23 protein-coding genes are annotated in these 20,729 nt (G+C 67.3%); 4 read left to right on the forward strand and 19 right to left on the reverse strand.

The features are described from left to right. Positions 1-7: 7 nt before the first annotated feature. Positions 8-742, reverse strand: a complete 735-nt coding sequence (locus L0977_RS21390; protein WP_234266953.1) for a 16S rRNA pseudouridine(516) synthase — start codon at positions 740-742, stop codon at positions 8-10. A gap of 117 nt (positions 743-859) precedes the next feature. On the opposite strand from L0977_RS21390, the gene L0977_RS21395 reads away from it, so the two are divergent. Together L0977_RS21395 and L0977_RS21400 are read left to right on the forward strand one after the other, a co-directional pair. Further along, positions 860-1,654, forward strand: coding sequence for an acetoacetate decarboxylase family protein (locus L0977_RS21395; protein ID WP_234266905.1), 795 nt, complete (start codon positions 860-862; stop codon positions 1,652-1,654). Further along, a complete protein-coding gene (locus L0977_RS21400) occupies positions 1,647-2,495 on the forward strand; it encodes a helix-turn-helix transcriptional regulator (RefSeq protein ID WP_234266906.1) in 849 nt (282 codons plus the stop codon). The genes L0977_RS21395 and L0977_RS21400 overlap by 8 nt, the downstream gene beginning before the upstream one ends. Before the next feature lie 109 nt (positions 2,496-2,604). Here the strand turns inward: L0977_RS21400 and L0977_RS21405 are convergent, their stop codons facing one another. From L0977_RS21405 to L0977_RS25720, 4 genes are all read right to left on the reverse strand, one after another. Continuing rightward, positions 2,605-3,276 carry a nucleoside-diphosphate sugar epimerase gene (locus tag L0977_RS21405; RefSeq protein WP_234266907.1) on the reverse strand — a complete coding sequence of 224 codons (672 nt, stop codon included), beginning with the start codon at positions 3,274-3,276 and terminating at the stop codon, positions 2,605-2,607. A 276-nt stretch (positions 3,277-3,552) separates the two neighbouring features. Then, positions 3,553-4,059, reverse strand: coding sequence for a DUF4148 domain-containing protein (locus L0977_RS21410; RefSeq protein ID WP_234266908.1), 507 nt, complete (start codon positions 4,057-4,059; stop codon positions 3,553-3,555). A 275-nt stretch (positions 4,060-4,334) separates the two neighbouring features. Beyond that, positions 4,335-4,457, reverse strand: a complete 123-nt coding sequence (locus tag L0977_RS25635) for a hypothetical protein (protein WP_326491098.1) — start codon at positions 4,455-4,457, stop codon at positions 4,335-4,337. 120 nt (positions 4,458-4,577) lie between these two features. After that, a complete protein-coding gene (locus L0977_RS25720; protein WP_442786660.1) occupies positions 4,578-4,823 on the reverse strand; it encodes a hypothetical protein in 246 nt (81 codons plus the stop codon). 154 nt (positions 4,824-4,977) lie between these two features. Here L0977_RS25720 and L0977_RS21420 point away from each other — a divergent pair, with 154 nt between their 5' ends. Continuing rightward, positions 4,978-5,886 (forward strand): LysR substrate-binding domain-containing protein, encoded by a 909-nt coding sequence (locus L0977_RS21420; RefSeq protein ID WP_234266909.1) that lies wholly within the window; start codon positions 4,978-4,980, stop codon positions 5,884-5,886. A 42-nt stretch (positions 5,887-5,928) separates the two neighbouring features. On the opposite strand, the gene L0977_RS21425 is transcribed toward L0977_RS21420, so the two are convergent. The 14 genes from L0977_RS21425 to L0977_RS21490 form a co-directional block, all read right to left on the reverse strand. Then, positions 5,929-6,816 (reverse strand): NAD(P)-dependent oxidoreductase, encoded by an 888-nt coding sequence (locus L0977_RS21425; RefSeq protein ID WP_326491097.1) that lies wholly within the window; start codon positions 6,814-6,816, stop codon positions 5,929-5,931. Continuing rightward, positions 6,813-8,243, reverse strand: coding sequence for an NAD-dependent succinate-semialdehyde dehydrogenase (locus L0977_RS21430; protein WP_234266910.1), 1,431 nt, complete (start codon positions 8,241-8,243; stop codon positions 6,813-6,815). The genes L0977_RS21425 and L0977_RS21430 overlap by 4 nt, the downstream gene beginning before the upstream one ends. A 4-nt stretch (positions 8,244-8,247) precedes the next feature. Next, a complete protein-coding gene (locus tag L0977_RS21435; RefSeq protein WP_234266911.1) occupies positions 8,248-9,243 on the reverse strand; it encodes a Bug family tripartite tricarboxylate transporter substrate binding protein in 996 nt (331 codons plus the stop codon). A gap of 50 nt (positions 9,244-9,293) precedes the next feature. Continuing rightward, positions 9,294-10,076 (reverse strand): N-acyl homoserine lactonase family protein, encoded by a 783-nt coding sequence (locus L0977_RS21440; protein ID WP_234266912.1) that lies wholly within the window; start codon positions 10,074-10,076, stop codon positions 9,294-9,296. Next, positions 10,073-11,017, reverse strand: a complete 945-nt coding sequence (locus L0977_RS21445; RefSeq protein WP_234266913.1) for a branched-chain amino acid ABC transporter permease — start codon at positions 11,015-11,017, stop codon at positions 10,073-10,075. Before L0977_RS21445 ends, L0977_RS21440 begins: the two co-directional genes overlap by 4 nt. Before the next feature lie 3 nt (positions 11,018-11,020). Then, on the reverse strand, positions 11,021-11,902 hold the full coding sequence (locus tag L0977_RS21450; protein WP_234266914.1) for a branched-chain amino acid ABC transporter permease: 882 nt from the start codon (positions 11,900-11,902) through the stop codon (positions 11,021-11,023). A gap of 8 nt (positions 11,903-11,910) precedes the next feature. After that, positions 11,911-12,621 (reverse strand): ABC transporter ATP-binding protein, encoded by a 711-nt coding sequence (locus tag L0977_RS21455; RefSeq protein ID WP_234266915.1) that lies wholly within the window; start codon positions 12,619-12,621, stop codon positions 11,911-11,913. Continuing rightward, positions 12,618-13,385: an ABC transporter ATP-binding protein gene (locus L0977_RS21460; protein WP_234266916.1), complete on the reverse strand. Its 768-nt coding sequence runs from the start codon at positions 13,383-13,385 to the stop codon at positions 12,618-12,620. Before L0977_RS21460 ends, L0977_RS21455 begins: the two co-directional genes overlap by 4 nt. A gap of 54 nt (positions 13,386-13,439) precedes the next feature. Beyond that, positions 13,440-14,669 carry an ABC transporter substrate-binding protein gene (locus tag L0977_RS21465; protein ID WP_234266917.1) on the reverse strand — a complete coding sequence of 410 codons (1,230 nt, stop codon included), beginning with the start codon at positions 14,667-14,669 and terminating at the stop codon, positions 13,440-13,442. Between the two features lie 49 nt (positions 14,670-14,718). Continuing rightward, positions 14,719-15,609, reverse strand: a complete 891-nt coding sequence (locus tag L0977_RS21470) for an NAD(P)-dependent oxidoreductase (RefSeq protein WP_234266918.1) — start codon at positions 15,607-15,609, stop codon at positions 14,719-14,721. Next, entirely contained in the window at positions 15,606-16,466 is an 861-nt protein-coding gene (locus L0977_RS21475; protein ID WP_234266919.1) for an alpha/beta fold hydrolase, read from the reverse strand. Before L0977_RS21475 ends, L0977_RS21470 begins: the two co-directional genes overlap by 4 nt. After that, entirely contained in the window at positions 16,456-16,821 is a 366-nt protein-coding gene (locus L0977_RS21480; protein WP_234266921.1) for a hypothetical protein, read from the reverse strand. Before L0977_RS21480 ends, L0977_RS21475 begins: the two co-directional genes overlap by 11 nt. An 89-nt stretch (positions 16,822-16,910) precedes the next feature. Then, positions 16,911-18,047, reverse strand: coding sequence for an AbrB family transcriptional regulator (locus L0977_RS21485; protein WP_234266922.1), 1,137 nt, complete (start codon positions 18,045-18,047; stop codon positions 16,911-16,913). Position 18,048: 1 nt separating this feature from the next. After that, the gene (locus L0977_RS21490; RefSeq protein WP_234266924.1) at positions 18,049-19,383 is read right to left on the reverse strand and encodes an MmgE/PrpD family protein; all 1,335 of its coding nucleotides are present in this window, start codon (positions 19,381-19,383) and stop codon (positions 18,049-18,051) included. Positions 19,384-19,539: 156 nt separating this feature from the next. Between L0977_RS21490 and L0977_RS21495 the strand changes: the two genes are divergently transcribed. Continuing rightward, positions 19,540-20,697, forward strand: coding sequence for an acyl-CoA dehydrogenase family protein (locus L0977_RS21495; RefSeq protein ID WP_234266926.1), 1,158 nt, complete (start codon positions 19,540-19,542; stop codon positions 20,695-20,697). Positions 20,698-20,729 lie beyond the last annotated feature (32 nt).

Raw genomic sequence — 20,729 nt, forward strand, 5'->3', positions numbered from 1 at the left:
ACCCGCCTCAGCGCGCGGGCTGGCGCAGAGCGGCCACCTCGTCGGCCGTGAGCCAGCGCCACTGACCAGGCAACAGCGACGGTGGCAGGGTCAATACGCCGATCGCACTGCGGTGCAGGCTTTCGACCCGATTGCCCACCGCTGCCACCATGCGCTTGACCTGGTGGTACTTGCCCTCGGTGAGCGTCAGGCGCAGCGCCAGGTCCCCGGTGGCTTCGCAAGCGGCGGCGCGCACCGGCCGTGGATCGTCGTCCAGCACCACCCCGGCCAGCAGGCGCTGCACCTGCCGCTCTTCCACCGGATGGCGCAGCCCGACTTCATACACCTTGGGCACGTGGTGACGGGGCGACGTCAGACGGTGGATGAATTGCCCGTCGTCGCTCAGCAGCAGCAGGCCCGTGGTGTCCTGGTCCAGCCGACCGACCGCCTGCACCCCCGCCGCCGCCCCACCGCCACGCTGACGCAACGGGGCCGGCAGCAGCGTGTAGATGCTGGGGTGGGCACCGGGCTTTTGCGAGCATTCGTAGCCGGCGGGTTTGTGCAGCAGCAGGTAGGCGCGCTCGTGGAATTCCCAGCGCACCGCCTGCACCCAGAACACCAGACCGTCCGTCGCGACAACCTCGGCCGGATCGTCGCAGACACGGCGGTCCTCGCCCAGCGCCACCAGCCCCTGCTGCACCAGCCCCCAGCAGACCCGCCGAGTGCCAAAACCCTGGCTGAACAGCACTTCGTGCAACGGCAATGAGGAAGGAGCGGGCATGGAATGGGTGCGCAAAAACGCGCCATCCTACCGCGTCGGGCGCGCAGCGCTTCACCAGCGTTCTAGCCAGGCCCGGCCCGCTTCGCCACACTGCGCGGCATGAACACGCTCTCCGACTGGAACCACCGCAGCTTCACCGCCCCTTTCACCGCCAGCGGCCGCGCCGCCGTCGTGCCGCCACCCCCCTGGCACTACGCCGGCTGGCTGCTCAACGTGGCTTTCGAGTGCCAGGCCGACACGGCCAGCGCGCTGGTCCCTCCCAGCCTGGGGAAACCGCTCGGCCGGGGCTGCGTGCACTTCGCCGACTGGCAGGCCTGCACCGACGGCCACGAACTGGCCGACCCCGTGCTCGCCCAGTACCGCGAAACCATCATCGTGCTGGAAGTGCAGCGCCCCGACGGCAGCCATTGCGCCTACTGCCCAGCCATCTGGGTCGACCAGGACATCTCGCTGATCCGCGGGCTGCTGCAGGGCTGGCCCAAAAAAACCGGCAGCACCTGGCTCACGCGCAGCCTGCCGCTCGACCATCCGGCCGCGGCACCGTTGCGCGCCGGCCGTGTGCTGGGTGCGTCGCTCGCGGTGAAAGACCGGCGTCTCATCGAGGCACGCGCCGAACTCACGGGCCGCCCCGGGCAGCCGATGGGCTTCCTGGCGCTGCCTGCCGTGGGCGCCGTGGGCTGGCCCGATCTGCGCCAGCCCACGCAGTTGCCGCAGCCGCATCTGGTCAGGCCCGACATCCAGCACCGCGTCGGCGGCGAATGGCACGAAGCCACCGCCACGCTGCAGGTGTTCGATCACCCCCATGAAGAACTGGCCCTGTTGGGCCCCTTGCAGGCGCTGACCGCCAGCGCCGGCTGGGTGGGCATCACCGTCTGCGGCGCGCGAGATGCCTGACCACCCGCAGTCCCGGGCACCGCGCCCAGCGCCGGCGCGTTCGGAAGTCCGGCGGCTGCAGCTGTCAGGACTGGAAGCGGTGCGCCACTACCGGGCTGGTCAGGAATGGGTGCCGCACTGGCACACGGAATGGTCGTTCGGCGCTGTGGTCAGCGGCCAGTGCCGATGCAGCCTGGCCGGCCGGTTGCTGCACCTGCGCGCGGGCGACCTGCTGGCGATCGCGCCCGGCGAAGTCCACATGGGTCTGGTCGAAACGCAGGGCGACGCCGCCACGGCCACCGTGCTCATCGTGATGCTCTACGTCCCCGACCCGTGGCTGCAGGCACATGCCCTGCACGCACCGCACGGCAGCGGCGTCAGCCATCTGCCAGCCCTGGCACAACGCGCCCGCGAACTGGACACGGCGGACACCGTGCGGCAGTGGCTGAGCGAAGCCTTGCCGCAATGGGGCACCACCGACGGGCCGCCAGCGACCGATCGCCCCTCCCCGGCGGAAAAAGCGCTGCTGCGCCAGATGCGCCACGCCGCGCAAGACGGCGTGTGGCAGGTGGCCGACCTGGCCCGCCGCTGCGGCGTCAGCCGCGAACGCCTGCACCAGGTGGCACGCCGCTGGCTGGGCATGGCACCGTCCGACTACCTCCGGGTGCTGCGCCTGCACCAGGCGCGCGAGTTGCTGGCCGAGCAGCACCCGCCAGCCCAGGTGGCCGCCGAATGCGGGTTTGCCGACCAGGCCCACTTCACACGCTGGTTCCGCCGCGCCTTTGGCTACACCCCGGGCGACTGGCTCGCCGCCCTGTCTCGGCCAGCGGCGACTCCCTGGCCAGAAATCCCCGCTCCCTGATCGGCAGCAGCGCGAAGGGCGGGCGCACAGCCTCGCCCAGACCGGCAGCGCTGAGGGTTCTGAATGCCGGTGTTCATTCAACCGCCGAGAAGTGGCCCGATCCGGCAACTCACGGCTCGCGAGCCATCTGCACCATGGAGCCGGATGCCAGTACCACCACGCCCCGGGCCTGCGGGAGCGTTCGAACCAGCGAGCGGGCGACGGCCTGCGCCCACACCGGGCGGTAGGCGCATGGAATCCACGGCGCCAAAATCCTCGCGACAGGAATCGAGAGCTTCTCGCCCAACCGGGGCGGCTGCCCCAGACCATCCCGGTTGTCCAGCAGCAAGGAGGGTTGGGCGATCACCAGCGCCGTCAACGGCATGCTCCTGAGCGCGTCTTCCAGCTCGCCCTTGACCCGGTTGTAGAACACCGAGGACCGCGCATTCGCAGCGACCGCGCTCACCACCCCGATCCGCCGGGCACCCACCGCACAGGCAGCCTGGGCCACGGCCAGGTTGGCCTCGAAATCCACGGCGCGGAACGCGGCCTGGCTGCCCGCCACCTTGATCGTGGTCCCGAGCGCCAGATACACCTCGTCCACGGGCGGCAGCACTGGCAAACGGTTGAAATCCACGAGATGAATCTGGAGTTTGGGATGGTCAAGTACCCAGGGGCGGCGGCTGAGAGCATGGACAGCCGAAACCGTCGGATCCAGCAGCAAGTCTTGCAGCACCCGGCCGCCGACGAGGCCCGTGGCGCCGGCCAGCAACACTTGGCGGGTGGGGGCTTGCCATGTCATGGTGGGTGACTTTCAGAAGCGAATACCAGGCCTGCGCTTTTGGGGAGAGCGGCCATCCCGGGGCCCATCACAAAGAGGGGAAGATGTGCGGTCAACGCGCTCCATTCTGCCCGGCAACCCAAGCGCCAACCTCCGGCAACAGCGCCCGCCGCCAAGACGCCCCCCCCAACAAGGGTCGTACAAAAAAAGCCCGCCGGTTGATCGCCGACGGGCTTTGAAGGGAGATTTCCAGGAGAAGCACAGATCCGCCATGCCCGCAGCGGGCATGGGCGGGGTTTACTGCACGTTGCGGTAGTGACCGGGGAAGAGCTCGTTGAGCTTCATGCCGCTGTCGCCATCGGCCACGATGTCGCCCGTGCGCAGCGCTTCGCGCAACTCGGCCTTCACTTCGGCGCGCGTCTTGCCTTGCTCCGGTGCGGCCGCTTGGACCTTCACCACGTCGGCCTTGGCCGCGTACTGCGCCGGGCTCAACTCAGCCAGCGTCTGGCCGCTGTCACCACCGGCGACCAGCGAACCGTCGCGCAGGGCCTGTTGCAGCTCGGCCTTGACCTGTTCACGGCTCAGGCCCTGGGCCTGCACGGCCGGGTAGCGGTTGGGCGAGAGTTCAGCCAGGGTCTGGCCGCTGTCGCCGCCGGCGACCAGCGAACCATTGCGAATGGCTTGTTGCAGTTCGGCCTGGACCTGCTCGCGGCTCAGGCCCTGGTCGGCGGCCACGGCCTGACCGGCGGCGATGGCCAGCACGGCAGCAGCAAAAACGGAAGTGAAGCGACGTTGGGTGTTCATGATGGTTCCTTTCGGTGGAATGTCAGAGGTTCATCGTGCCGGGCACGACCCCGGCGGTCTTTTCGGCCCGGTATCGCTGCGTTTCACCGCGTTTCGCGGCGGTCAGTGCGTGTATCGCTGCCTTGGGATGAACTTTAAAATTTCCGAATCAGAAGATAAATCACAAAATCATCCATTAATAATTTCTAAAATAGAAATAATTTTGTCAGGCCTACCCGGCGTCCCAACAACCACCGAGGCACCCAGCCAACCGCCGGAGCACCCAGGTGATGCAGTCAGAGCGCGCAGGCGGTGGCTGGTGATGCGGTGTCGGCGCCAGGGCCCAACGCCTGTTTGCCTTCGGCCACCGGCACCGGCAACGGCATCGGGTGGGGGTTGGCGCCGTTTTTGACAGACACGATCTCGGCCAGGGTCTTGCTGCCGATGCAGAGCCTTGCCGGCCCACGCAAGGCAAACCGTTCGCGCCGCGGGTGCGTGTGGCGGCGCGAACCGATGGCGCCGACGCAGAACGCCTCGGACTACAGGGCGTCGATCGAGGCCTGGTCGTCGAGCTTGGGGTCGTGCGTGAGCGCCACCACCGCGGTGCGGGCATCGGGCCGCATCCGCAGGGTCAGGTCATCGGGCATCTCGCGGGGGAAGTTCACACCGTGCTGCGTCCAGCTCGGTGGCGCGGGCTCGCGCAGATCGCAGACGATGACGTCGAAGTTGAGGCTGGTCGCCCTCTGGTAGACGCAAGCGCGCCGGCCCATGCTTTCGGACGGCATGGACACTTCGACCGCCCACTTCCGCGTCCGGCAGGGCACCCCGCGGCCTGATCCGCGTGCCACCGGCGCGGGCCCGCACAGCACGGGGACATGGGCGATCACCGTGGTCCGGCGGCGTCGATTTCTCTATGATGGGGCGGTACCGGCCACCACCATGAAGATTCCGCCCCTCAATCCCCTCAAGGTCTTCGAAGTCGTCGCACGAACCTACAACCTCACCACCGCGGCGAATGAACTGCTGGTCAGCCAGTCGGCGGTCAGCCGGCAGATCGCGGTGCTGGAGGAATACCTGGGCGTCCAGCTGTTCACCCGCGAGCGCGTGGGCGTGCGGCTCACCGACGTGGGTGAGGTCTACGCGCAGCGCATCGGGCCGGCCTTTGAGGAGATTTCGCAAGCCACCCAGTTCATCACGCAGAAATATTCGGACAACGTCATCCGGCTGCGCACCTACACCACGCTCACGGCGCGGTGGCTCATTCCGCGCCTGCCGCGCTTCAAGGTGCAGTACCCCGATGTGGAGGTGGACATCGCCAACAGCAGCGCCCCGCTGGATTTCGGCACCGAAAAATGCGACCTGGCCATCGTGTTCGGTGAAGGCCACTGGCCGGACGCCGACGCCACCTTGCTGCTGGAAGACGTGATCGAGCCGGTGTGTTCGCCGGCTTTCCTGGAAGCGGCCCACGGTGGCCTGCGCCTGCCCGAGGCGCTGCACGGCAAACGGCTGCTGGTGTCCAAGTACCGCAAGAACGACTGGCCCACCTGGCTGGCCCACGCGGGCTTGGACGGCGTGTACAACAAGGCCGAGAAGATGATCTTCAGCAGCTCGATCCTGACCTGGCAAGCCGCCATGGACGGGCTGGGCATCGCCATCGGCCAGCAGCACATGCTGGACGCCGACATCCGCGCGGGCCGCCTGGTGCGCCCTTTCGCCAGCCCGCTGCGCACCGGCAAGGGCCACTACATCGTGACCCCTTCGCTGCAGCGCTATTCCAGCAAGATCGCCTCGTTCAAGGACTGGCTGCTGCACGAAGCCCAGGAAACACCCGCGCCGGCCACCGCGTGAGGCGGGTGCCGGCGCGGTGCACCGTCGGGCAGGCGCTGGTGCTCAGGCCTGCGGGCTCGGCCGGATCAGCCGGTAGACCACCGGGTAGTAACTCATGGCGTAGCCCTGGTCGGCGGCCTGGCCCAGCAGGTCGGCTGCGGCTTCGGCCACCGTGGGTCGGATGCCCGAAGCGTGCGCCAGGCCCAGTGCCAGCTTCAGGTCCTTCAGCGCATAAGCGGTCGGGAACAGCTTTTCCGGGAAGTCGTCGCGCGCAAGGTATTTTTCGCCGGTCAGGCGCAGGGCGAAGGAGTCGGCAGAGCCGAGCCGCAGCACGTTCGCGAGCAGGGCCTTGTCCACGCCCGCAGCCTCCGCGATGGCCATGGCCTCGGCCAGCGCGTGCACGGTGGACAGCAGGACCATGTTGTTCATGATCTTCACCACCTGGCCCGCACCCACGCCGCCGCAGTGCAGCACGTCCGAGCCCATGCAGCGCAACTGCGGCGCCACCGCTTCGAACAGTGCGGCGTCGCAGCCCACGGTGATCAGCAGCGTGCCGTTGCGGGCGGCCTCGCGGCTGCGCGCCACCGGCGCATCCAGAAAATTCACGCCCCGCTCGGCCAGCTTCGCGGCCAGTGCGCGGGTGCGGGGCACGTCGCTGGTGCTCATGTCGACCACGGTGCGGATCGAGCCACCCTCGACAATCAGCCCGCCGGTGCCCAAGCACACCGCCTCGACCTGGTCGATCGAGGGCAGCGAAAGGAACACCGTGTGCACCGACTGACGCAGGCCTTCGAGGCTGGACGCCACCGCGCCCTGCGCCGCCAGGCGGGCCACGGCTTCGGCGTTGAGATCGGCCACATGGACCGGGCAGCCGGACTTATGCAGCAAGTTGCTGCACATGCCCTCGCCCATCACGCCGACGCCGACAAAACCGAGCACTGCGGCGCTCACGAGGCGGCTCCCTGGCGCACGCACTTGATGCGCAGAAACTCCTGCACGCCCTCGATGCCGCCTTCGGAACCAAGGCCGCTGTCCTTGTGGCCACCAAACGGCGTCTCCGGCAACGAGGCCTGCCATTCGTTGACACAGACCACACCGCTGTCGATTTCGTTGGCCAGGCGGTGGGCGCGCTGCAGGTGGTTGGTGTAGGCGTACGCGGCCAGACCAAAGGGCAGGCGGTTGGCCTCTGCGATGGCGTCGTCCAGCTGCTCGAACGGGCTGATCAGCGCGATCGGCCCGAACGGCTCGATCGACGCCACATCACTGTCCAGCGTGGGCTGCAGAATGACCGTGGGCCGGTAGAAGAAGCCTTCGCGACCGATGCGTTCGCCACCCGTGGCCACGGCCAGCCCGCGCTCGCGCGCGTCCTGCACCATGCGGTCGATCGCATCAAGCCGGCGCTGGTTCTTGAGCGGGCCCATCTGCGTGGCGGCATCAAACGGGTCGCCCACCACCACCGCCTCGGCCGCCTTCACGAACTTCTCGCAGAACGCGGCGTAGATGGGCGCCTGCACGAGAAAACGCGTGGGCGAGGTGCACACCTGGCCGGCATTGCGGTACTTGGTGGCCACCGCCATGCGGACCACGCGGTCGACGTCGACGTCGTCACACACCACCACGGGCGCATGGCCCCCCAGCTCCAGCGTGGCGCGCTTCATGGTCTGCGCCGCCTTGGCGCCGATGATCTTGCCGATGGCAGTGGCGCCGGTGAAGGTTACCATCGCGATCTGCGGTGCGGCGCAGAGCATGTCGGCAATTTCGGCCGGGTCGCCAAACACCAGGTTCACCACCCCATCGGGGATGCCGGCGTCCTGCACCACGCGGGCAATCAGCAGCGCCACGCCAGCGGTTTCCTCCGACGGTTTGATCACGATGGTGCAGCCCGCAGCCAGCGCGCCGCTGATCTTGCGCGACGGCGTGATGGCCGGCGCATTCCACCCGGCGAAGGCCGCCACGGGGCCCACCGGCTCCCACACCACCGTCTGGGTGATGCCTTCGCCGCGTGCGGGAATGGTGCGGCCGTAAATGCGGCGCGCCTCTTCGCTGGCCCACTCGAACATCTCGGCGGCGGTCACCACCTCTTTCTGCGCTTCGCCGTAGGGCTTGCCGAGTTCGCGTGCAATCTGCTCGGCCATGGCCTGGCCGCGCTCGCGCATGAGGGTGGCCACACGGCGCAGCAGCGCCGAGCGCTCGAGCGCCGAAGTCTTGCGCCAGGTGCGAAAGGCTTCGGCCGCGGCCGCCACCGCCTCGTCCACATCGGCGCGCGTGGCATGGGCGTAATCGCCCAGTGGCTGGCCAGTGGCCGGGTTGATGACCGTGAAACGGGTGGCCGAGGCCCCCTGGCGGAACTCGCCCGCAATGAACTGGGAATACTGCATGTCGTCACTCAACCTTGATGTCGGCCGCCTTGATCACAGCGCCCCAGCGCTCCGTCTGTTCCTTGATGTGGTTCGTGAACTGCTGGGGCGTGCCGGTGAACGGATACTGTTCCATGCCGGCCAGCTTTTCCACGATGTCCTTGCGGTGCATGATTTCGTTGATCGCGGTGTTGAGCTTGGCGACGATGGGCTGCGGCAGGCCAGCCGGCGCCATCAGGCCGTTCCACGGTTCGGCCGCAAAACCCTTGTAGCGCGACTCACCCAGCGTGAGGATGCCTTCGCCACCACGCCCGGGCGTGGCGCTGGCCGACGCCAGGATGCGCATCTTGCCGGCCTTCACCTGCGGCAGCGCGGCGGCGCCGGCCAGGAAAGCCCAGTCCACCCGCCCGCCCACCAGATCGGTGACCGCGGCGGAGTCACCCCGGTACGGCACGTGCACCGACTTCACACCGGTCTCGGCCTTGAACCATTCGCCGGCCAGGTGGTTCACCGCGCCGTTGCCGGCCGAAGCGTAAGTCAGGTTGGACGCCGGGTCACGGCCCTTCTTGAGGAAGTCGTCGAACGTGGCCATGGTCGAGGTGGCGGGCACGACGAGGAAATACGGATAGCTCGCCACAAGCCCGATGGCGGTGAAATCGCGCAGTGGGTCGTAGCCCAGGCTCTTTTGCAGATTGGGCGCGATGGACAAGGTGCCGCTGCTGCCGAACATGAGCGTGTAGCCGTCCGGAGCGGCCTTCTTCACCAGCGTGGCCGCCACACCACCACCCGCCCCGGCCTTGTTGTCGACGACGAAGCTCTGGTTGAAACGTGCGCTGAGCTGCTCGGCCAGGATGCGGGCCACCACGTCGGTGGGGCCGCCGGCCGTGAAACCGACAACGATGGTCACGGCACGGTTCGGCCAGTCGCTGGCCGTCTGGGCCCAGGCCCCGCTGCCGGTGGCCAGTGCGCCGGCCAGCGCGACCGCGCGGATGAGGAAGCCCCGTTTGTGGGAAAAGCGCATGAAATGTCTCCTGATGGTGATGGCGGAACGGATGACCACCGCGGGCCGGGTCACGCGATGCGGTAGGCGTGCACGCCCGGCACGCCGGCCGTTGGGTACAGCGTGCAGACCATGGGGTCGTGACCGGGCACGATGTGGTCTTCGCTGTCGGCCAGCGCGCGGATGCGGGCATAGCCCTGCAACATGTCGTCGAGGCTGTAGATGGCGGGGAAAGGGTTCTCTTTGACGAGGTTCTCGCGGTAGTGGGCAGCGTCGGACGCCAGCACCACCCAGCCGCGCGCAGTCCATACCCGCACCACCTGCAGGCCATCGGTGTGGCCGCCCACGCGGTGCAACTCCAGGCCCTCACGCAGTTCGTGAAAGCCGTCGACCAGGCGCACATCGCCCCGGTACAGCCGCTTGATCAGCAGACCGACATCGTCGGTGGAAAAAAAGTGGTTCTGCTTCGGGTCGCACATGCAGTCGCCCGTTGCGTAACGCACCTCCCGGTCCTGCACCCAGATGCGGGCCGAAGGAAAGTCGCCGAGATTGCCGGCGTGGTCGTAGTGAAGGTGGGTGATCACCACGTCGCTCACATCGCCGGGGGCATGGCCCAGGCGGCGCAGGGATTCCAGCGGCGATACCAGGTACTGGCGCTGACGCACCAGTGCCGACGCCGGACTGAAGCCCGTGTCCACCAACGTCACGCTGCCCTGCCCCACCACCAGCCAGACGAAAAAATCCAGTGCCATGGGCGCGTCGGGATCGCCATCGACCGGGTGCAGAAAGTTGCTGTGGCGCACGCGCTCCACGGTCGCGTACTTGATGGCCAGGACCTCGAACGGCGCGGTCATGGAGCGCGCCTCGTGAGCAGGCGCACCAGGGTGTGCAGATACTGCACAACGCCTCCGCGGAAGGCCAGCACGCAGGCGACGAAGATGACGCCCATGATGACGGGCACCAGCGCATCGAACTCGCCCGACAGCAGGTGGTGCACCAGCACCAGGATGGTGGCGCCGAAAACCGGCGCGATGAGCGAGCCGATGCCGCCCAGGATCATCATGATGACGCCGTCGGTGGAGAGGTGCCAGTGCACATCCGACAGGCTCGCCAGCCCGAACACGAGGGTCTTGAGCCCGCCAGCGATGGCCGCCACACCGGCCGACAGCGTGAAGGCCAGCACCTTGTAGCGGTTGACGTTGTAGCCCAGCGAGGTGACGCGCTGTTCGTTGTCTTTGATCGCCTTGAGCACCTCGCCATAGGGCGAGTTGACCACGCGGTGCACGCCCCACCAGGTCAGCACCACGATCGCCAGCACGAAGTAATACAACACGTAGTTGTTGCCCAGGTCGAGCAGGCCGAGGAAAGCCCCGCGCGGCACGCCCTGGTAGCCGTCCTCGTTGTTGCTGAAAGGCGCGGCCACGATGATGAAGTACACCAGTTGCGACAGCGCCAGCGTGATCATGGAGAAATAGATGCCCTTGCGCCGGATCGCCAGCGAGCCGGTGCAAAAGGCCACCAACATCACCAGCAGCAGCGCACCCAGCAGCGCCAGCTCGGGCGTGAAGCCCCAAGCCTTGGTCATGTAGCCGGTGGCGTAGGCGGCGATGCCGAAGAACGCCGCGTGGCCGAACGACAGCAGGCCGGCATAGCCGAACAGCAGGTTGAGCGAGCAGGCGAACAGGGCCATGCAGGCCAGTTGCGCCATCAGCACCGGGTACAGCCAGACCGGCAGCACCAGGGCCAGCAGCAGCACAGCGACCGTGATTTTCTTTTCAGTGGCTTGCGTGTTCACGGGTCACTCCTTACCGAACAGGCCCGAGGGCCGCAGGATCAGCACCAGGATCATCACGACGAAGATGACCACGGTGGAGGCTTCAGGCCAGTAGGCGCGCGTGAGGCCTTCGACCAGCCCCAGGAACAGGCCGGTGATGATGGAACCCAGGATCGACCCCATGCCGCCGATGACCACGATGGCGAACACCACGATGATCAGGCTGTGCCCCATGATCGGGCTGACCTGGTAGATCGGCGCGGCCAGCACGCCGGCAAAGCCGGCCAGCGCCACGCCCAGACCGTAGGTCAGCGTGACCAGCACCGAGACGTTGATGCCGAAGCTGCGCGCGATGGCCGGGTTCTCGGTCGAGGCACGCAGATAGGCACCCAGCTTGGTCTTTTCAATCATGGCCCAGGTGGCAAAACACACCACCAGCGACGCCACGATCACCCACACCCGGTACTTGGGCAGGCGCATGAAGCCCAGGTTGTAGGCCCCGCTGAATGCTTCGGGCGCGTCGAAGGACATGCCCGCAGCGCCAAACCAGTAGCGCGCCAGGCCTTCGATGATGTAGGCCAGCCCCAGCGTGAGCAGGATGCCGAACACGTGATCGATCTGGTAGAGCCGGCGCAGCATGGTGCGCTCCAGCACACACCCGAAAGCGCCGATGAGCAACGGCACGATCAGCAGCGACCACCAGTAGCTCACGCCCAGCTTGGTCAGCAGCAGCCAGGCCAGCAGCGCACCCAGCATGTAGATCGCGCCATGCACAAAGTTGACGATGTTCAGCATGCCGAAGATCACGGCCAGGCCGAGGCTGAGAATCGCGTAGAAAGACCCGTTGACCAGACCGACGACGATCTGGCCCATGACGACGGGCAGTGGCAGTCCAAAAAACTCCATGGTGGTCCTCAGATGCCCAGCAGCTCTTTGAGCGCTGCCTGTTGCGAGGCGATCTCTGCAGCCGGCAGGTGCGAGACCACCTCCCCGTGTTCGATCACGTAGAGCCGGTCGGCCAGATCGGCCGCAAACTCGAAGTTCTGCTCCACCAGCACGATGGTGTAGCCGCGCTGTTTGAGGGCCTCGATCACCTGCCCCAGCTTCTCCACGATCACAGGGGCCAGCCCTTCGGAGATTTCGTCCAGGAACAGGATGTCGGCCCCGGTGCGCAGGATGCGCGCCATCGCCAGCATCTGCTGTTCACCGCCCGAGAGTCGGGTGCCCTGGCTCTTGCGGCGCTCCTTCAGGTTGGGAAACAGGTCGTAGATCTCGTCCAGCGACATGCCGCCCGGCTTGAGCACCGGCGGCAGCAGCAGGTTCTCCTCGCAACTGAGCGAGGCGTAGATGGCACGCTCCTCCGGGCAGTAGCCCACGCCCAGGCGGGCGATCTGGTGCGTCGGCAGCGACATCACGTCGCGGCCATGGATGCGCACCTCGCCGGACCGCTGGCTGGTGAGGCCCAGGATCGCGCGCAGGGTGGAGGTGCGGCCGGCGCCGTTGCGGCCCAGCAGCGACACGCATTCGCCCTGGCGAACCTCGATGTCGATGCCATGCAGCACATGGGACTCGCCGTACCATGCCTGGAGGTGCTTCACCTCAAGGGCGAGAGGGCTGCTCGTCAATTCGGACTCCTGTGCTTCTTGCGGCCCATGTAGGCCTCGATCACGGCCTCGTTGGCCGAGACTTCCGCGTAGGTGCCGCTGGCCAGCTCGCTGCCGCGTGCCAGCACGGTGATGCGGTCGCTGATACCCGCCACCACCTTCATGTTGTGCTCCACCATCACCACGGTGCGGCCCGCGGCGAACGACTTCACCAGCGCCATGATGTGTTCCACGTCCTCGTGGCCCATGCCCTGCGTGGGCTCGTCCAGCAGGATCACGCGCGGCTCCAGCGCGATGGTGGTCGCCAGTTCGAGCGCGCGCTTCTGCCCATAGGCGATTTCCACCGCCAGCCGGTCGGCGGCACTGTCCAGGCGCACCAGCCGCAGGATCTCCAGGGCGCGCTCGTTGTAACGCTCCAGCAGGCGGTTGGCGCTCCAGAAGTTGGGCGCACCGCCGTCGCGCTTTTGCAGCGCGATGCGCACGTTCTGCAGCACCGTGAGGTGGCCGAACACCGCCGATATCTGGAACGAGCGCACCATGCCCAGGTTCGCGATCTCGGCCGGCGACTTGCCGGTGATCTCCGCGCCGTCCAGGAACACCTGGCCGCGCGAGGGCTTGATGAAGCTGGTCAGCAGGTTGAAGAACGTCGTCTTCCCGGCACCGTTGGGGCCGATGATGGCGTGGATGTCGCCCTTGCGCACCGCCAGGGAGACCTTGTCGACGGCCGTGAAGCCGTTGAAGTCCCTGCCCAGCGAGCGGGCCTCGAGGATGATGTCTGGTTGCATGGGGGCGCGGGGCACCCCGGCCACGAACGGCCGGCAATGCCCAGGAAGATCAGGTCACTTCTTGACCAGGGAGCACTTGCTCTCGGCCAGCGGATGGAAAGCCTTGTCGCCGGGCACGGTTTCCAGCACCGTGTAGTAGTCCCACGGCGACTTGGACTCGGCCGGCTTCTTCACGCGCACGAGGTACATGTCGTGAACCATCTTGCCGTCTTCGCGCACCTTGCCATTTTTGGCGAAGGCGTCGTTGATCGGCATGCTCTTGATGGCCTTCATCACGTCGGCCACGTCGTCCGACTTGGCCTTCTCGATGGCCTTGAGGTACTGCAGCGTGGCCGAGTACTGGCCGGCCTGCAGCGCGGTGGGCATGCGCTTGGTCTTTTCGAAGAACTTGCGTGCGAAGGCGCGCGAGGACTCGTCGAGATCCCAGTAGAACGATTCCGCGAACAGCATGCCGCCCGAGTCCTTGAGGCCGATGCCGTGCACGTCGACGATGCTCATCAACATGGCCACCGCCTGCTGGCCACCCTCGACCAGACCGAATTCCTTGCCCTGCTTGATCGCGTTCTGCAGGTCCAGCCCGGCGGTGGCGATCGCCACAGCGTCGGCCTTGCTGGCCTGCGCCTTCAGGATGTACGAAGAGAAGTCGTTGCCGGGGAAGGGATAGCGCGAAGAACCCAGCACCTTGCCGCCCGCACCTTCGATGAACGCCTTGCCGTCGTTCTCCAGCGAATGGCCGAAGGCGTAGTCGGCCGTCAGGTAGTACCAGCTCTTGGCACCGTTCTTCACGATGGACTGCGTGCCCACCTTGGCCAGCGAATAGGTGTCGTACACCCAGTGCAGGTTGGTCGGCGTGCAGTCCTCGTTGGAGATGCGCACGGCGCCCGCGCCGGTGACGATGGAGATGCGGTTCTTCTCCTGCGCGATCTTCATCGCGGCCAGCGCCACGGCGCTGCTGCCCAGTTCGGTCACAGCGTCGACCTTGTCGCGGTCCAGCCATTCACGCACCCGGGCCGAGCCCACGTCGGCCTTGTTCTGGTGGTCGGCACTCACGACCTGGATCGGGTAGCCCAGCACCTTGCCGCCAAACTCCTCGACCGCGATTTCGGTCGCGACGATGGAGCCGCGGCCAACGTTGTCCATGAAGGGTCCGTTGATGTCGGTCAGCACGCCGATCTTGACCATGCCGTCCGAGATCTTCGCCTTGGCATCCTGCGCGTGGGCGGCCATCGACGCGGCCAGCAGGGCAGCGCCAAGCGCCACCCGGGTAAGGGCAATCCGTTTCATGAGTGTGTCTCCAGGGTTTGTGTGTGGAACGGGAAAATGCGGCCCGCCGCTACAGGCGGATTGGGTCCAGGCCGTTGGACTCGGCCCAGAAATCGGTCATGGACGAGGTGTCCTGCCCGTCCTTGCCCGCATGCCGTGCGAGCTGGAACAGGCTGCGCGCCAGGTTGCCCATGGGCAGTGACACCCCGGCCGACTGCGCGGCCTGGCAAGCCAGCGTGAGGTCCTTGAAGCCCAGCGCGATGTCGAAGCCGGGCGTGAGGTCGCCCTTGAGCACCTTGACCGGCCACTTTTCCTTGAGCTGGCCGTTGGACGCCGTGGTGCCGGTGAGCACCTCGAAGGTCTTGCGCACGTCCAGCCCGAGCGCGCTGGACAGCACCAGGGCTTCGGAATTGATCTGGCAGTAGCACAGCACCATCAGGTTGTTGATGAGCTTCATGCGCGTGCCCGCGCCCGGCGCACCGCAGTGCAGCACCGTGGTCCCCATCTTGAGCAGCAGGGGTTCGAGCACGGCCCGATCGGCCTCTTCAGCCCCCAGCATGAACAGCGATTCACCCCGGTCCGCATGCGCCGCCAGCCGGCCCACCGGCGCGTCGGCAAAGTGCACGCGGCGCTCGCTGGCGGCGCGCGCCAGTTCGTCGACCGTGTCGGTGTCGATGGTGCTCAACTCCACCAGGTGGGCCCCGGCCTTCAAACCGGCCAGCACACCGCCTGCGCCCAGGATCACTTCGCGCGCCTGCTTCGGGCCGGGCAGCATGGTGAACACCACGTCCACGTCCGCCGCGAGCTGCTGCACATCCGGGGCACGCCGGGCGCCGAGCGCGACCAGCTTGTCCACCGGCGCTATCTGAAGGTCGTGGACCGTGAGGTCCACCTGGTTGCGCACAAGGTGGGACGCCAGGGCAAAGCCCATGCGACCGAGTCCGATGAAGCCGACTTTCATGGCTGGATTTCCGGGGATTCGATGCGCTGCAGCACGGGCAGCAGGTGGCTGATGAACGCGGCCGGCGCCTCGCTCATCGGAAAGTGACCGATGCCGGGCATGATCTGCAGCTGCGAGCCGGGAATGAGGCGCGCCAGATCTTCACTGTCCTCGGGTGTGCACGAATAGTCGTACTCGCCGGTGAGCAGGTACAGCGGGCACTTCGACACGTCGATCTTCTGCACCATGCCGCGCAGATCGCCCTCGCCTTTGTAGAAGTGCAGGTCGCCTTTGAAGATGCCGGGACCACCCTGCATGTAGTGCCACAGCGTTTCCCAGCGGTCCTGGTTGTCGGCGTGCGGGCCGATCAGGCCCGAGACGATGCCCGCACACACCTCGCCGCCGTGCACGTCCGGGCGGTGCAGCCAGTCAAGTTCGTAATAGGGATTGACGTGCGCACCCGACTGCAGGCCGATCAGCGCCTTGAAGCGCTCAGGGCAGCGCAGCGCCAGGTGCAGCACCACGCGCCCGCCGATGGAGCAACCGAGGGTGATGGGCCGATGGATCTCCATCGCGTCCATGAATGCCGTGATGGTCTCGACGTAGAGGTCGCTGGTGAGCTTGTATTCGTGTGTCTCCCATCCCGCCGGGGGCGACGACTTGCCGTGGTAGGGCATGTCGAAGCAGATGACCTGGAAGCGCGAGGTGATGGCCTCATCGTTCATCAGTCCGCGGTACTGGCGGCTGTCGCTGCCTGCGGTGTGCAGGCACAGCAGCGGCTGGCCGGCGCCGGCAGTTTCATAGTAGACACGGCAGGCACGGCCCGCAATCTCGACGTTGACATAGCCGCCCACCACGGCCTCTTTCTTAGCGCGCATGGATCTGGCTCCCGAGCTGGCGCACCAGCTCCTTGAAATACAGCAGGTTGCTCATGAAGATGGCCTGATCGCCTTCGACCTTGAGCGTCTTGAACTTGACCATGGCCATGAGGTCGTGGAAACGCGGTTGCGGCGTGGGTGCCCAGAAGCGCTGCCAGGTGTCGTCGCCGGCCACGAGGGCGAAAGTCCAGCGCGGCATCACGTGCGGACCAGGCTGGACGCGCACCACGCGGCCTTCGTGGATGGTGACGAGGTACTCGGCCTCGCCCTTCTTGAGCAGGAAGGTGACGTTGACATAGCGGCCGCGGTAGGCCAGCCAGTCGCCACTCGGGTCGTTCGGATGGGTAGGGTTCATGGGTTCATCTCCGGAAGTGGATTCTCCATAGCGCACACATCCGGACAACCGACAATTTGTCCGCAAGGAATGACCTTTGGTCATGACTGTCATGCGCCGCCCTCGCCCGCCCCTGCCGGCACGGTCAGGCGGCGTGCCCAATGGCGGTACACGGGCTGCACCAGCACCAGCACAGCCACCAGCCGCGTGACCTGAAAGGCCGTGACCACGGCCACCCCCAGTTGCAACACCTTGGCGGTGATGGACATCTCGGTCATGCCTCCGGGCGCGGTCCCCAACATGGCGGTCGCCGGGTGCAGGCCACTGACCAGCGCCAGCAAGCCGCCGAAGACCGCACAGGCCAGCAGCAGACCCAGCGTGCCCAGGGCAACGCGCCACAGCCAGTGCGGCGCCGTGCGCACAAAAGCCGGGCTGAAGCGCACACCCAGGCTCACACCGATGAACAGCTGCGCCAGGTTGGACAGCACGGCGGGCACCGCGGACGGGGCGGTCTGGGTGACGGCCAGTGCGATCGCCACCAGCAAGGGGCCGAGGAACCACGGGTTGGGCAAACGGCGCCAGCGCATGAGCCACGCGCCCGCCCCGGTGGCCAGCGCCAGCAGCGCGAGACCCACCACGCTGGCGGTTTTCGTGAGGCCGGGTGAGAGCGCCACCACATCGAGGTGCCACCACGATTTCGCCATCAACATGCCGAAAGGCATGACCAGCACCACGATCAGCATGCGCAGGCTGTGCGAGGCCGCGACCAGATCGGTGCGCGCGCCCTCGCGCTCGGCCAGCAGCGTCATTTCGGAAGCGGCGCCGATCGCGCCGGCGTAGTAGGCCGAGGGCCGCAGCGCGGCGTCGTCCACACCCGGCAACCGCCCCGAGCACGAACGGTACAGCCAGTGACCGTACAACAGCCCGAGCAGCAGCGCCCAAACCACCGAAGACACCACCGCCCACCAGAGACCCAGCAGTTGCGCCACGATCTGCGGTGTGAAGTACAGGCCCAGCGAAGCGCCCATCACCCACTGCCCGGCATTGCGCAGGCGCAGATCGCTGCGGGTTGGCAGGCCGCCCAGGGTCAGCAGCGCGGTGGCCAGCAACGGGCCCAGCATCCACGGGATCGGCATGCGCAGCCACAGGCACAGCTCGGCCGCCGCCCAGGCCAGCAGCAGGGTGAACAGTTTGAAGCGCAGATCGGGGCGTGGCGACGGCGGTTCGCCGGGCGAAACCACCGCCATCTCAAAGGTCCAGCAGTTGCGCGCGCGCCTCCAGCGTCCACAGGTGGCTCAGCAAGCGCTCCGCACGCTCGCTGCCCACCACGGGCACCGCCAGTTCGAGGAATTTGCCGGACAACTCGTCGTCCGTCAGTGGCTGCTCGGGATCACCCTTGCGCGTGGGCTGCAGGTAGCTGCCCGTGCGGCCGTCTTCGGTGGTGAAGCGCAGGCGCGCGGCGCGCTGCCCCGGGAAGCGCCCGTCGATTTCGGGATCGACGCTCAGGTGGATGCGCGCCATCAGGGCCCGGACGTCGGGATCGCTCAGGCGCTCGTCCGAAAACGCCGACAGCCGCACGCTGCCGTGAATCAGCGCCGTGGCCACCACGAAGGGAATGCTGAACCGCGCCTCGGCCGCCGTGCGCGGGTGAAAGTTGCCGGCCACCGCCAGCGCCGGGCCATAGGTCGCCACCTCGACTCGCTGCAACGTCTGCCAGCGCACATCGCCCATGCGCGCGCGCAGTTCCAGCGCCCCGTCAATGGGTGCGAAGGTGTGGCCGCAGCAGGCGTGGTTCTTGAAGGTCATGCGGGTGATGTGGAAATCCCGCCCCAGCGTGGCCACCGCCTGCGCCCAGTCGACGTCACCGCTCATGGCGCGGCCCAGACCGGCCTCGCCATCGAGCACATCGAGCGAACCGGTCACCCCCTGTTCGGCCGCCAGTGCGGCCAGCACGCCCGCCTCGGCCGCGTGGCCGGCGTGCAGCGGTTTGGACATGGAGTCCATGCGGAAGGCCTGCTGCAGGCCGGCAGCGAAGGTGGCACCGGTACACAGCGCATGCGCGTGCCGCGTGGCGTCCAGGCCCAGCAGTGTCGCGGCGGCCGAGGCCGCGCCGAACGTGCCAACGGTGCCGGTGTTGTGCCAGTGGCGGTAGTGGTCGCGCCCCATGGCGGCGCCGATGCGGGTTGACACCTCGTAGCCCGCGACCACACCGCGGATCAGCTGCAGGCCCGTGGCGCCACGCGCCTGTGCCAGGGCCAGGGCGGCGGCGATGGTCGGCGCCCCCGGGTGGAAGATGGCCTCGCGGTAGATGTCGTCCACCTCCACCGTGTGGGCCGCCGTTCCGTTGATCAGCGCCGCCGCGCGCACCGTGGCCGCCCGGCCCAGCGCCAGGCGCGCGCCCCCGCGGTCCAGGTCTTCTTGCAGCGCCTTCTCCAGCAGCGTGGGCGGCGCCTCGACGGCACCGGGCAGCAGCGCGGCGTACCAGTCGACGATGGCACGCTTGGCGTGGTGCACCACCTCGGCAGGAAGTGGTGCGTGGCACAGGGAAGCGGCGTAGGCGGCGAAAGTCTGGGCAGCGGTCATGGGCCGATCTTGGCCGCAGCGCCCGGCGCTGACCACTTCACATTTGTGGCGCTGGTATGAGAATTTGTTCAGGCTCATGACAAAAGCGGAAGTTCTCAAGCCCGGTCGGCGCGGGCAATATCCGCCCGTCATCGAACCCACCACACAGGACAGTGCATGGATTTCACACTCAGTGAGGAACACCGGGCTTTTGCCGATTCGGTCGCCCGTTTCGCCAACGACAAACTCAAGGACGGCGCGCTCGCCCGGGCCCACGCCACCCATTACCCCTGGGAGACAGCCGCGTTGCTGGCCGAACAGGGCCTGCTCGGCATCGCCTTCCCCGAAGAAGACCAGGGCCAGGGCGGCACGCTCATGCACGCGGTGCTGGCCATCGAGCAGATCGCCCTGGTCTGCCCGCGCAGCGCCGACATCGTGCAGGCCGGCAACTTCGGCCCGATCCGCACCTTCGTCGAATATGCGACCGCGGAGCAGAAAGCGCGTTTCCTGCCCGACCTGCTGGCCGGCAAGAAGCTGATTTCGCTGGGCATGAGCGAGCCCGACGCCGGCTCGGCCGTGACCGAGCTCAAGACCAGCGCCCGCCTCGACGGCGACCACTACGTCATCAACGGCAGCAAGGTGTTTTCCACCCACAGCCCGGAGGCCGGGCTGTTCCTGATCTACGTGCGCTTCGGTCCCGGCGTGGGCGGCATCGGATCGGTGCTGGTCGAACGCGGCACGCCGGGCTTCCAGATCGGCGAGCCGTCGGCCTTCATGAACGGCGAGCAGTGGGCCCAGCTGTATTTCGACAACTGCCGCATCCCGGTGGCCAACCTGCTGCTGGGCCCGGGTGGCTTCAAGAAGCAGATCTCCGGCTTCAACGTGGAGCGCCTGGGCAATGCTTCGCGCGCGCTCGCGCTGGGCCGACACGCCTTCAACCTGGCGCGCGAACACGCGCTCACCCGCAAACAGTTCGGCCGCGAGCTGTGCGAATTCCAGGGCATCCAGTGGAAGTTTGCCGAGATGGCGATGAAGCTGGAGCAGGCCCAGATGCTGCTGTACCGTGCCGCGCTCGAAGGCGAACACGGTCTGCCATCGGCCCAGAGCACCGCCATGGCCAAACTGGCCTGCAACATGGCGGGCTGGGACGTGTCCAACGAAGCGCTGCAGGTCATGGGCGGCACCGGGTTCAGCCAGGAATGTCTGGTGGAATACTGCGTGCGGCGCACGCGGGGCTGGATGATCGCGGGCGGCTCCATCGAGGTGCTCAAGAACCGCATCGCCGAAGGCGTGTTCGGCCGCACCTTCTCGCAGCGCCCGCCAGCGGCGAACTGACTCGCGCCACGCAGCCCCTGCCCTCCCGGCCC

The sequence above is a fragment of the Hydrogenophaga sp. NFH-34 genome, from assembly GCF_021401345.1.
Classification (GTDB): Bacteria; Pseudomonadota; Gammaproteobacteria; order Burkholderiales; family Burkholderiaceae_C; genus Hydrogenophaga; species Hydrogenophaga electricum.

Excerpts from the sequence above, each read along its gene's own strand:
- L0977_RS21485 (WP_234266922.1), bottom strand. The coding sequence starts at position 18,047 with ATGGCGGTGGTTTCGCCCGGCGAACCGCCGTCGCCACGCCCCGATCTG.
- L0977_RS21450 (WP_234266914.1), bottom strand. The coding sequence starts at position 11,902 with ATGGAGTTTTTTGGACTGCCACTGCCCGTCGTCATGGGCCAGATCGTC.
- L0977_RS21470 (WP_234266918.1), bottom strand. The coding sequence starts at position 15,609 with ATGAAAGTCGGCTTCATCGGACTCGGTCGCATGGGCTTTGCCCTGGCG.
- L0977_RS21405 (WP_234266907.1), bottom strand. The coding sequence starts at position 3,276 with ATGACATGGCAAGCCCCCACCCGCCAAGTGTTGCTGGCCGGCGCCACG.
- L0977_RS21430 (WP_234266910.1), bottom strand. The coding sequence starts at position 8,243 with ATGCAGTATTCCCAGTTCATTGCGGGCGAGTTCCGCCAGGGGGCCTCG.
- L0977_RS21490 (WP_234266924.1), bottom strand. The coding sequence starts at position 19,383 with ATGACCGCTGCCCAGACTTTCGCCGCCTACGCCGCTTCCCTGTGCCAC.
- L0977_RS21395 (WP_234266905.1), top strand. The coding sequence starts at position 860 with ATGAACACGCTCTCCGACTGGAACCACCGCAGCTTCACCGCCCCTTTC.
- L0977_RS21410 (WP_234266908.1), bottom strand. The coding sequence starts at position 4,059 with ATGAACACCCAACGTCGCTTCACTTCCGTTTTTGCTGCTGCCGTGCTG.
- L0977_RS21465 (WP_234266917.1), bottom strand. The coding sequence starts at position 14,669 with ATGAAACGGATTGCCCTTACCCGGGTGGCGCTTGGCGCTGCCCTGCTG.
- L0977_RS21480 (WP_234266921.1), bottom strand. The coding sequence starts at position 16,821 with ATGAACCCTACCCATCCGAACGACCCGAGTGGCGACTGGCTGGCCTAC.
- L0977_RS21420 (WP_234266909.1), top strand. The coding sequence starts at position 4,978 with ATGAAGATTCCGCCCCTCAATCCCCTCAAGGTCTTCGAAGTCGTCGCA.
- L0977_RS25720 (WP_442786660.1), bottom strand. The coding sequence starts at position 4,823 with ATGCCGTCCGAAAGCATGGGCCGGCGCGCTTGCGTCTACCAGAGGGCG.
- L0977_RS21460 (WP_234266916.1), bottom strand. The coding sequence starts at position 13,385 with ATGCAACCAGACATCATCCTCGAGGCCCGCTCGCTGGGCAGGGACTTC.
- L0977_RS21495 (WP_234266926.1), top strand. The coding sequence starts at position 19,540 with ATGGATTTCACACTCAGTGAGGAACACCGGGCTTTTGCCGATTCGGTC.
- L0977_RS21435 (WP_234266911.1), bottom strand. The coding sequence starts at position 9,243 with ATGCGCTTTTCCCACAAACGGGGCTTCCTCATCCGCGCGGTCGCGCTG.
- L0977_RS21440 (WP_234266912.1), bottom strand. The coding sequence starts at position 10,076 with ATGACCGCGCCGTTCGAGGTCCTGGCCATCAAGTACGCGACCGTGGAG.
- L0977_RS21475 (WP_234266919.1), bottom strand. The coding sequence starts at position 16,466 with ATGCGCGCTAAGAAAGAGGCCGTGGTGGGCGGCTATGTCAACGTCGAG.
- L0977_RS21400 (WP_234266906.1), top strand. The coding sequence starts at position 1,647 with ATGCCTGACCACCCGCAGTCCCGGGCACCGCGCCCAGCGCCGGCGCGT.